10 protein-coding genes are annotated in these 10,467 nt (G+C 70.7%); 7 read left to right on the top strand and 3 right to left on the bottom strand.

Annotated features, from left to right (window positions below):
- Position 1 precedes the first annotated feature (1 nt).
- From VNL12_RS05130 to VNL12_RS05120, 3 genes are all read right to left on the bottom strand, one after another.
- The gene (locus VNL12_RS05130; protein WP_325592147.1) at positions 2–523 is read right to left on the bottom strand and encodes a DUF2017 family protein; all 522 of its coding nucleotides are present in this window, start codon (positions 521–523) and stop codon (positions 2–4) included.
- 184 nt (positions 524–707) lie between these two features.
- Positions 708–1,007, bottom strand: coding sequence for an ATP-dependent Clp protease adapter ClpS (gene clpS, locus VNL12_RS05125; protein ID WP_325592145.1), 300 nt, complete (start codon positions 1,005–1,007; stop codon positions 708–710).
- Positions 1,008–1,040: 33 nt separating this feature from the next.
- Entirely contained in the window at positions 1,041–2,018 is a 978-nt protein-coding gene (locus VNL12_RS05120) for a COX15/CtaA family protein (RefSeq protein WP_325592143.1), read from the bottom strand.
- A 98-nt stretch (positions 2,019–2,116) separates the two neighbouring features.
- On the opposite strand from VNL12_RS05120, the gene VNL12_RS05115 reads away from it, so the two are divergent.
- The 7 genes from VNL12_RS05115 (at position 2,117) to VNL12_RS05085 (ending at position 10,464) form a co-directional block, all read left to right on the top strand.
- Positions 2,117–3,181 (top strand): heme o synthase, encoded by a 1,065-nt coding sequence (locus tag VNL12_RS05115; protein ID WP_325592141.1) that lies wholly within the window; start codon positions 2,117–2,119, stop codon positions 3,179–3,181.
- 151 nt (positions 3,182–3,332) lie between these two features.
- A complete protein-coding gene (locus tag VNL12_RS05110) occupies positions 3,333–4,952 on the top strand; it encodes a cbb3-type cytochrome c oxidase subunit I (protein ID WP_325592139.1) in 1,620 nt (539 codons plus the stop codon).
- Positions 4,952–5,638, top strand: coding sequence for a cytochrome c oxidase subunit 3 (locus VNL12_RS05105; RefSeq protein ID WP_325592137.1), 687 nt, complete (start codon positions 4,952–4,954; stop codon positions 5,636–5,638). Before VNL12_RS05110 ends, VNL12_RS05105 begins: the two co-directional genes overlap by 1 nt.
- Before the next feature lie 8 nt (positions 5,639–5,646).
- Positions 5,647–6,486, top strand: a complete 840-nt coding sequence (locus VNL12_RS05100; protein WP_325592135.1) for a hypothetical protein — start codon at positions 5,647–5,649, stop codon at positions 6,484–6,486.
- A 41-nt stretch (positions 6,487–6,527) separates the two neighbouring features.
- Positions 6,528–7,760 carry a cytochrome c oxidase subunit II gene (gene coxB / locus VNL12_RS05095; protein ID WP_325592133.1) on the top strand — a complete coding sequence of 411 codons (1,233 nt, stop codon included), beginning with the start codon at positions 6,528–6,530 and terminating at the stop codon, positions 7,758–7,760.
- Between the two features lie 18 nt (positions 7,761–7,778).
- Positions 7,779–9,779: a cytochrome c oxidase subunit I gene (gene ctaD, locus VNL12_RS05090; RefSeq protein ID WP_325592131.1), complete on the top strand. Its 2,001-nt coding sequence runs from the start codon at positions 7,779–7,781 to the stop codon at positions 9,777–9,779.
- Positions 9,772–10,464, top strand: coding sequence for a cytochrome c oxidase subunit 3 (locus tag VNL12_RS05085; RefSeq protein WP_325592129.1), 693 nt, complete (start codon positions 9,772–9,774; stop codon positions 10,462–10,464). Before ctaD ends, VNL12_RS05085 begins: the two co-directional genes overlap by 8 nt.
- Positions 10,465–10,467 lie beyond the last annotated feature (3 nt).

Raw genomic sequence — 10,467 nt, 5'->3', positions numbered from 1 at the left:
GTCAGTCGGTCGGGTCGCCGAGGGCGCGGATCGCACCGTCGACCATCCACCCCAGCAGCTCATAGAGCCGCCAGGCCCCGAGGAAGCGGCGCGCCACCTCGGCCTCGGCGTCGGCCTCACCGCCTGCGGCGGCCAGCGCCTCGTTCAGGGCGTCGTCCTCGCTCCCGTCGCCGGCGACGCCCAGACGCTCGGCCAGCACCAGGCGCAGCGAGTTGACCCCGTTCATCCACTGGACCAGCTCGTCTTCGGACATGGCCTCGCCCGCCGGTCGGCTGAGGGCCGCCAACGCCGCCCGCCGCGAGTCGCGCAGCCCTCCCCCCTGCTCGATCTGCCACGCCGCCTCGGCGAGCAGGTCGTCGGGGTGCGCCGGAGGGAACAGGCGGCGCAGGGCCGGATCGGCCGACGGGTCGTCCAGCATGGGGTCGAGCTGGCCGGCGAGGGAGGTGAGCAGCTCGACCTCGTCGTCGTCGAGGCGCAGCACGAAGGTGCCGTTGCGCTTCCGGGAGACGGCGCGGCGCGCCATCCTTCTCAGCGGTCCTCGGGGCACGCTCGGACCTCCGACCCGGACGGGTCCTCGAGCGCACCGTCCTCGGGTGCGCCGGCCGGCCGTTTCGGCCTCGCGGCGTCGCGCCGGGCGCGATCCCGCGACGCAAGCTCGGGGTTGGGTCGGTGCGGCTGCTGTCGTCGGCAGGATCGGCTCGCCGCCCTCACGGTTGCTGCTCCATGGTCGCCCACAGCCCGTGCTCGTGGAGGCGGAACACGTCGAGCTCGACCTTGTCGCGCGGCCCGGAGGTGACGATGGCCTTGCCGTCGTTGTGCACCTGGAGCATGAGGTGGTCGGCCTTCTCCTTGGGGTAGCCGAAGAGCTTGCGGAACACCCAGGCCACGTACGACATCAGGTTCACGGGGTCGTCCCACACGATGACCTGCCACGGGCGGTCGAGGTCGGTGTCCTCGTCGGCGATCGGGTCGAGCACCTCGAGCGGCGCCACCTCGGTCGTCGACATGGGGTGAGTCTCCCAGGTGCGGGGGCCGGGCGGCTACGTCGGGACGCCGGGCGGAGCGACCGACGGGGCCCCCACGGCCACGGGCTGACGGCCGGTGGCCGCCAGCGGCTCGGCCAGCACCAGCAGCAGTCGCAGCACCGCCGCCCACACGAGCATCGACCCGAGCACGTGGAGGCCCACGAGCAGCTCGGGCACACCCGTCAGGTACTGCAGGTACCCCAACCCGCCCTGCAACACGACGACCGTCAGCAACACGCGCGCCCGCTCCATCGCCACCGCACCCACCATCTCGCGCTGCATGCGCACCACCAGCACGACCACGACAGCGAGGAAGACCCAGGTGAGGCCGCTGTGCACCATGGCGACCGAGCGCACCGCGATCGAGAGGCGCTCGGCGTCCGCGTCACCGGCGTGAGGTCCGGCCCCGGTCACCAGGGTGCCGGCGAGCATCACGATCGCTCCCACGGCGACGGCGACACGGGCCAGGCGCACGACGGTGGGTCCCGCCATCGGGGTCGTCGCCCCGGGCGTGCCGTCGGGCCCGTCGGGGCGAGCGGCGCGGTGGTGGAGGACGACAGCGTTGGCGACGAGCACGGCCGAGAGCAGGAAGTGGCCCTGCACCACCACCGGGTGCACGTGCAACGAAACGACGAGGGCGCCGAGGAGGATCTGGGCGAGCACGCCGACGACGAGGCCCCAGGAGAGCAGCGTGAGGTCGCGACGTCGGGGCAGGCGCCGCCGAGATCCCAGGACCGCGAGGGCCACCGCCACCGACACCGCGCCGGTGATGAGGCGGTTGGCGAACTCGATCCAGGGGTTCCACGACGACTCGCCGCGAGGGATGAGCTCGCCGGGCTCGCAGCCCGGCCACGACGAGCAACCCAGTCCGGATCCCGTCAGCCGCACCCCGGCGCCGGTCACCACGATGAACACCAGCGACCAGAGGGCCACGAGCGTGATGCGTCGGTAGGCGAGGGGCGAGAGGACAGGGGCCCGGTCGAGGACGGCCACGGTCGAAGGCTACGGCCGCGCGCCCACTCCGAGCCAAGGCGGGGACGATCTCTGCTCCCCTTTGGCCCCTTCTCGAAAGCGGCCGTAGTCTCGCCGCTGTGACCCTGCCGACCACCGGTGCCGCCGCCGTCTCCCCGGCCCACCGCCGGGTCGGCGCCGCCGTTCGTCAGGCCGACCCCTCCTCGTCGCCGCGAGGAGACGACGAGGCGACGTCCGCTCCCGTGCCGTCCGCTCCCGTGCCGCCTCCTTCCGAGTCCGTGGTCCGCGACGCCGCGATGCCGACGCGCCCGACGCGGTCGAAGGTCGCCGCCTACGTCTCGCTCACCAAGCCGCGGATCATCGAGCTGCTGCTGGTGACCACCGTGCCCACCCAGATCGTGGCTGCCCGGGGCCTGCCGTCGGGCTGGCTCGTGCTCTGGACCGTGCTCGGCGGCGCCTTCGCCGCCGGCGGTGCCCACGCCATCAACATGGTCGTCGACCGCGACATCGACGCCCTCATGAAGCGCACCCAGAACCGTCCGCTGGTCACCGGTGAGATCACCCCCCGGGCCGCCATGACCTTCGCCGTGGTGCTCGAGGTGGCCGCCTTCGCCCTGCTGTGGGGAGCGGTCAACCTGCTCTCGGCCGTGCTCGCCGTCTCGGCCACCGGTTTCTACGTCTTCGTGTACACGCTGTGGTTGAAGCGCACGTCGACGCAGAACATCGTCATCGGCGGCGCCGCCGGCGCGGCGCCGGTGCTGATCGGGTGGTCGTCGGTGACCGGCACCCTGACGTGGGCCCCGATCGTCCTCTTCGCGGTGATCTTCGTGTGGACCCCGCCCCACTTCTGGTGCCTCGCGGTGCGCTACAAGGACGAGTACGCGGCTGCCGAGGTACCCATGCTCCCGGTGGTCGCGAGCATGGCGACGGTCACCCGCCGCATCGTCGCCTACACCGCGGTGCTCTGGGCCACCACGCTCCTGTTCGCCCCGGTCGCGGACATGGGTCCGCTCTACCTGGCGGCCGCCGGTGTGCTGGGCGCCGCCTACCTCGGGCTCACCGTCGACCTGATGCGGGTACCCGGCGCGGCCAAGGCCATGCGGCTGTTCCACTGGTCGATCACCTACGTCACCCTCCTCTTCGGGGCCATGGCCCTCGACCAGCTGCTGGCCGGTGGTGCGTGATCGCCGGCACCGCCCTCGTGACGGGCTCCTCCGGTGCCCCCCCACCCCGCAGGCGCCTGTTCGCAGGTGATTCGGGGGCCCTCGGAGGCCCTGTGTATTGTCCCCGCCCGATAGGAACCGTCTCTCCACCGGGTGGCGTCCCGTCCCGCTCGTGGGGGACGTCGCCGACGAGGTCCACGCGTCGATGACCGCAACCCAAGCCCCCCCGAGGCCCACGGCGCCCGACGCCCCCGTGCGCACCGCGGCGCCTGTCGGTGGCCTGGCCGGCATCCTCGGGTCCGCCGATCACAAGGTCGTCGGCCGCCTCTACGTCGGCACCGCGCTCCTCATGGCGCTGGCCTCGGGCGTGGCGGGCCTCCTCGCCGGCATCGATCGCATCGACGGCGTCGCCGGCAACACGATCCTGAACGAGAGCACCGCCGACCAGGTGGTCACGTTCCACGCCACGTCGGCCACCCTGCTGGTCCTCATCCCCGCGCTGCTCGGGCTGGCCATGGTGGTCGTCCCCCTCCAGGTCGGCGCGCGCACCATTGCCTTCCCCCGGGCGGCGGCCGCCTCCTACTGGACCTTCCTGGTCGGGGCGGGCATGACCGTCACCGCGTACGCCATCAACGGCGGGCCCGGCGGGGGCCGTTCCGATGCCGTCGACCTGTGGCTCGCGGCCACCGCCCTCGTCGCCGTGGCCCTGGTCCTCGGCTCGGTCTGCGTCGCCACGACGGTGCTCGCCGTGCGCACCAAGGGGATGGGCCTCGATCGGGTGCCGTTCTTCAGCTGGTCGATGCTCTGCACGTCGGTCCTCTGGCTGCTCACCCTGCCGGTGCTCGTCGCCGTGCTGATCGTCATGTACGTCGACCACCGCTACGGGCAGGTCTTCATCGGCGACGGCGGACCGGCCATGTACGAGCAGGTCGCGTGGTTCGGTCGTCAGCCGCAGGTCTACGCCGTGGCCATCCCGGTGCTCGGCCTCGTCCTCGATGCCGCCACCACCGCGTCCGGCGTCCGCCTGGTCCAACGGGGCGCGGCGCGCGTCGCCATCGGTGCCTTCGCCGTCCTCGGCGTCGGCGCCTTCGCCCTCGAGGCCATCTCCTCCCCCGAGGCGGCCGACCAGCCCGTCACCAAGGCCATGGCGCTCCTCGCCCCACTGCCGGTGCTCGCCGTCGTCGGCCTCGCCGCCGGGATGCTGAGACAGCGGTTCCCGAAGGTCACCAGCGGTCTCGTCGGTGGGATCATCGCCACCCTGGTCCTGCTGCTCGCCACCCTGGTCGGCGCGGCCACCGCCTTCGAGGGCGCGCTCGAGCTGGCCGGCACCCAGTGGGTCACGGCGCAGGCGCACCTCACCCTGGTCGCCGCCGCCATCGGGCTCGTCGCCGGTCTCTACCACTGGTCGACCAAGGTCGTGGGCCGGGTCGCCGGCGAGGGCCCGGGCCGCACCGCCCCCCTGGTCATCGCCCTCGGAGCCGTGGTGCTCGCCGGTCCCGAGGCCCTCTCGGGCCTCCTCGGCGACGGTGACGAGGCGGCAACGGGCATCGAGGCCCTGAACGCCGCGGCCGTGGCCGGCGCCGTCCTCGTGCTGCTCGGAGGCCTGGTCGCGACCTCCGGGCTGGTCGGTCGCCGGCGCGCCGATGAGCCCGCCGACCCGTGGGACGGCCACACCCTCGAGTGGGCCACCGCCTCGCCGCCCTCGTTCTCCAACTTCGATGGTGATGTCCCAGCGGTGACCTCGGCCGAGCCGCTCCGGGTCGACGCCGACGCCGAGGAGGTCTCCGCCTGATGGCCACCGCCACCGCCAGCGCCGTCCACGACGAGGCCGTCCACGACGAGGCCGTCCACGGCGCCGCCTACGACCTCGTCCCCGACGCCGCCGCCGCCGGCGGGAGCCGGCCCCGGGTGCTGCTCGTGGGCACCGCCCTCGCCGGCGGAGCCATCATCATGGGCTTCGCCGGGCTGATCGGCATCTATCTCTCGGTCCGCCACGCCGTGATCACCGGCCCCGAGGTCGATGGCGAGGCACCGGTGTGGCTGGCCGACGCCTCGGGCGCGGTGCCGCTCACGCCGGCCAACATCGCGTTCGGCACCCTTCTGCTGTCGTGCGTGACGATGCAGTGGGCCGTCGACGCGGTGAAGAAGAACGACCGGCGCAACGCCTACTTCGCCCTGGCGATCACGATCCTCTTCGGTGCCGCGGTCGTCAACGCCACCTCGTTCCTCTACACCCAGACCGGCCTGCCGGTGGCGGGCGACACCAACCCCGCCGGCCTGCTCTTCTACGCGGTGACCGGTGCCCACCTGGCCCTCGTCGTCGGCGCCCTCGTGTTCGCGGTGCTGATGACCGTCCGCACCCTCGGCGGCGAGTACGCCGGGCGCGACCGGGAGGGCATCGTCGCCGCCAGCCTCATCTGGTACCTGACCACGGCCATCTTCGCCGTGATCTGGTACGCCGTCTACGTGACCAAGTAGGGATCGACGTGCTCACCACCGGATCCAAGTGGTTCTTCGGCCTCGCCGGCGCCGCCCTCGTGGCGGCCCTGGTCTACGGCGGCGCCACCAACCCCAGCGAGGTCGGCATGTCGACGCTGACCGGCGTGATCACGCTGGGCTACAAGGGCGGCGTCGGCGACCACATCGGCTACGCCGTGCTCATGGGCCTCGTCGGCGCCGGGCTGTTCCTCGGCTCCACCACCGCGGCCTTCCGCGACGCCTCGGTCGAGGCCACCGCCGAGCTCATCGAGCGTGATGCGGTCCCCGAGGTCGTCGCCCCCGCCGCCGGCAGCTACTGGCCGGTGCTCGGGGCCTTCGGCGCCGGCGCCCTGGTCGTCGGGCTGGTCACGACCCCGCTGCTCGTCTACGTCGGCATCGCCGTGCTCACCGCGGTGGCCTTCGAGTGGGCCATCAGCGCCTGGGCCGAGAAGGCCACCGGTGACGCCGAGGTGAACCGGGCCATCCGGCGCCGGGTGATGATGCCCGTCGAGGTACCGGTCCTCGGGGCCCTCGGCATCGCGGTGTTCGTGCTCGCCGTCTCCCGCATCCTCCTCGCCCTGCCGCAGCTCGGCGTCTACGTCCTCTTCGCCGCGGTGCCGATCATCGTGCTCGTCGTCGCCTTCGCCCTCTCCGCCCGGCCCCGGATCAACCGCTCGGTCGTGGCCGGCCTGTGCGTGGTCGGCGGCCTGGCCATCCTGGCCGGCGGCGTGATCAGCGCCGCGGTCGGACCCCGCGAGATCGAGCCCCACGAAGGGGAAGAGGAGTCCGAAGGTGCCCCCCTGCTCGCTCCCGCTGCGCCCGTCGTGATCTCCGGGACCTCCCGATGAGCGCTGCCCCCAACCCTGACATCTCTTCGCGAGGAGCCTGCATGTCCGTCCTTCGCCGGGCCCGTCTTCTCGGCCCCGCCGCGGTGGTCGCCCTCCTGGCCGCCTGCGCCGGCAACGCCCCCCAGGACACCCTCGAGCCCGAGGGCAAGTACGCCAAGGACATCGACAACCTGATCAGCCCGATCTTCGTGATCTCCGGCATCGTGTTCGTGCTGGTGCTGGGGGGCGCGGTGCTCATCGCGATCAAGTACCGGGCTCGCGACGACGAGCACTTCGACGACATGCCCCACCAGGTCCACGGCAACAACACCCTGGAGATCGGCTGGACCATCCTCCCCGCGCTGATCCTCGGCGTGGTGGGCGTGCTCAGCGTGGCCGCCATCTTCAACCTGTACGAGGAGCCGCCCGCCGACGCGGTGAAGGTCCAGGTCGTCGGCCAGCAGTGGTGGTGGGAGTACCGCTATGACCTCGACGGCGACGGCAGCTACGAGGAGATCGTCACGGCCAACGAGCTGGTGATCCCGTCGGGCGAGCAGGTCGGGCTGGAGATCACCTCCCGCGACGTCATCCACTCCTTCTGGGCACCGAAGCTCAACGGCAAGCGCGACGCGGTGCCCAACCGATCGCACCCGTGGAACCTCCAGGCCGACCAGCCCGGTGAGTACATCGGGCAGTGCACCGAGTTCTGCGGCCTGTCCCACGCCGAGATGCGGATCAAGGTCGTCGCCCTCGAGCGCGACGACTTCGACCAGTGGGTCACCGATCAACAGGTCGAGGCCGAGACCTACGCGGAGGACGACACGTCCGAGGAGGCCGAGGGGTACCGGGTCTTCACCCAGCAGCTCTGCGCCAGCTGTCACCTCGTGGCCGGCGTCAACGACGACGAGTTCTCCGACGAGAGCATCCCGGAGTTCCACCGTGACTCGATCGGCGGCCCCGGCACCATCACCGACCCCGAGCTGCAGGCCAGTCGCCACGCCCCGAACCTGACCCACTTCATGAGCCGCAGCACCTTCGCCGGGGCCAAGTTCGACCTCCGGCGCGACACTGAGGAGTGCGAGGCGCTCGGCGTTCGTTGGGCCGAGGACGAAGACGATCTCGAGCGGTGCCTCGATCGTGGTGCCCTCGAGGCCTGGATGCGCAACCCGCCGGCGGAGAAGGCGATGGCTGCCGAGGTCGTTCCCGGCCGCAGCCCGCGGCGCGGCATGCCCAACCTCGAGCTGACCGAAGAGCAGATCGACCAGCTGGTCGCCTACCTGAGCACGCTCAAGTAGGCGACGGGAGAGATCGACATGACCCCCACCTCCGGCCCCCTGGCGCTCCCCTCCGGCGAGGCGCCGCCGCGCAACCCCCTCGGCGTGTTCGCCCGGCCCACGGCCACCCGCGGCTGGCGCAGCTGGATCACCACCGTCGACCACAAGCGCATCGGCATCATGTACGGCGCCGCGTCGCTGTTCTTCTTGCTCATAGGCGGCATCGAGGCACTGCTGATCCGGGTGCAGCTGGCCACCCCCGACGGCCAGGTGCTCTCGGCCGACGCCTACAACCAGGTGTACACGATGCACGGCACGACGATGATCTTCCTCGTCGTCATGCCCATCGGCGCCGCGTTCATGAACTACCTGATCCCGCTGCAGATCGGGGCCCGTGACGTTGCCTTCCCCCGCCTGAACGCGCTCAGCTTCTGGACGTTCCTCGGCGGCGGCATCCTGCTCAACTCGTCGTGGCTGCTCGGCGGCGGCGCCGATGGCGGGTGGTTCAACTACGCCCCCAACAACGGCGTCATCTACTCGCCGTCGCACGGCATCGACTTCTGGAACATGGGCCTGATCATCACCGGCATCGCCTCGCTGGTCGGCGCGATCAACCTGATCGTCACGTGCCTCAACCTGCGGGCACCGGGCATGAAGCTGTTCCGGATGCCGGTGTTCACCTGGATGGCCCTGGTGACCCAGTTCCTGTTGCTCTTCGCCATCCCGGTGCTCACCGTGGCGCAGTTCCTGCTGCTCTTCGACCGCCTCTTCGGCGCCCGGTTCTTCGACGTCGACGCCGGCGCCGATCCGCTGCTCTGGGAGCACCTGTTCTGGATCTTCGGTCACCCCGAGGTCTACATCATGGTGATCCCCGCCTTCGGTGTGATCTCCGAGATCATCCCGGTGTTCAGCCGCAAGCCGCTCTTCGGCTACCCGTTCATGATCTTCTCGGGCATCGCCATCGGCTTCCTGGGCTGGGGCGTGTGGGCCCACCACATGTTCGCCTCGGGCATCGGCCCGCTGTCGGTCGCCGCCTTCTCGGTGTCGACGATGTTCATCGCGGTGCCGACCGGCGTGAAGATCTTCAACTGGCTCGCCACCATGTGGGGCGGACGGCTGAAGCTCGAGGCGCCGCTGCTGTACTCGATCGGCCTGGTCACGATGTTCACCATCGGTGGCCTCTCGGGCGTCACCCACGCCGTGGCCGCATCCGACACCCAGCAGACCGACACCTACTACATCGTCGCCCACTTCCACTACGTGCTCTTCGGTGGCGCCCTCTTCGGGTTCATCGGCGGCTGGTACTTCTGGTGGCCGAAGGTGTTCGGCTACACGCTGGGCAACACCGTCGGCAAGGTCAACTTCTGGATCCTGCTCGTCGGGTTCAACCTCACCTTCGGCCCCATGCACATCCTCGGTCTGCAGGGCATGCCCCGCCGCACCTACACCTATCGTGACGGCTACGGCTTCAACCTCTGGAACTTCGTGAGCACCATCGGCGCCTTCACCATCGCGGTGTCGTTCCTCGTGTTCTTCTGGAACATCTGGTCGTCGTACAAGAAGGCCAAGGCGTCGGGCCTGAAGATGGTGGCCGATCCGTGGGACGGACGGTCCCTGGAGTGGACCATCCAGTCGCCGACCCCGGTCCACAACTTCGACATCTCGCCGACGGTGCACCGCCTCGATGACTTCTGGCACCGCAAGTACCAGGAGAACGGCGACGGGAAGCTGGTGCGCATCGCCACCTCCGAGCAGATCGTGCAACCTGGCAACCCCCGGGGCGTCCACCTGCCCTCGCCGTCGTACTGGCCGATCGTGCTCGCCGCGGGGCTGCCTTTCGTGGGCTGGGGGCTCATCTTCAACCTGTGGCTGTGCCTGGTCGGCGGCATCCTCATCGTCGCCGCCATCTACGGCTGGGTGCTCGAGCCCTCGACCGCCCCCGAGGCCGCGCGCGGCCCCGACGATCACGTGACGCCCCCCGACCGGGAGGGCGACGGCGGCCAGTCCGCCGCGACCGAGGAGGCCGCGCTCGTTGACTGACACCACCACCTCTGACCAGCGAGCGGCGGCCGAGGCGCTCGAGCAGCGCTCCGAGCAGGCCGCGGCCATCCGCGAGGCCGGGCTCGGCGCGTACGCCGAGGGCGAGGATCACGACCACCACATCACCAACACGGGGATCTCCAACTCCAAGCTGGCGATGTGGGTGTTCCTCGGCTCTGAGTGCCTGCTCTTCGGCGGGCTGATCTCGACGTTCCTGCTCTACAAGAACAACAACCTGGCGGGCGGGCCGACACCGCACGAGCTCTACGACATCGAGCTCACCTCGATCTCGTCGTTCGTGCTGCTCATGTCGTCGCTGACCATGGTGCTGGCGGTCTCGGCCATCCAGCGCGGCGAGCACGCCCGGCTGCGGTTGTGGCTCCTGACCACGGCGGTGCTCGGCTCGGTCTTCATCTCCGGCCAGGTCTATGAGTTCCAGGTCTTCGTGAAGGAGGGCCTCGGGTTCACCACCAACTCGGCCGGCTCTGCCTTCTTCGCCCTGACCGGGTTCCACGGGGTGCACGTCACCCTCGGCATCGTGATGCTGCTCTCGACCGTTCTGCTGTCACTGGCGGGCCGCATCCCGCGGGCCCGGGCCGAGGCGGTCGAGATCGTCGGGCTGTACTGGCACTTCGTCGACGTGGTCTGGGTGCTGATCTTCACCATCGTCTACCTGATCCCCTGAGAG

Origin of the sequence: Iamia sp. (genome assembly GCF_035575815.1) — a bacterium.
Lineage (GTDB): Bacteria > Actinomycetota > Acidimicrobiia > Acidimicrobiales > Iamiaceae > Iamia.
The sequence above is the reverse complement of the archived record's forward strand: the minus strand, read 5'-3'. Positions and strand labels throughout refer to the sequence as shown.

What these genes read in the sequence shown, in the direction of transcription:
- VNL12_RS05130 (WP_325592147.1), bottom strand. Translation starts at nt 523, where the DNA reads ATGGCGCGCCGCGCCGTCTCCCGGAAGCGCAACGGCACCTTCGTGCTG.
- clpS (WP_325592145.1), bottom strand. Translation starts at nt 1,007, where the DNA reads ATGTCGACGACCGAGGTGGCGCCGCTCGAGGTGCTCGACCCGATCGCC.
- VNL12_RS05105 (WP_325592137.1), top strand. Translation starts at nt 4,952, where the DNA reads ATGGCCACCGCCACCGCCAGCGCCGTCCACGACGAGGCCGTCCACGAC.
- coxB (WP_325592133.1), top strand. Translation starts at nt 6,528, where the DNA reads ATGTCCGTCCTTCGCCGGGCCCGTCTTCTCGGCCCCGCCGCGGTGGTC.
- ctaD (WP_325592131.1), top strand. Translation starts at nt 7,779, where the DNA reads ATGACCCCCACCTCCGGCCCCCTGGCGCTCCCCTCCGGCGAGGCGCCG.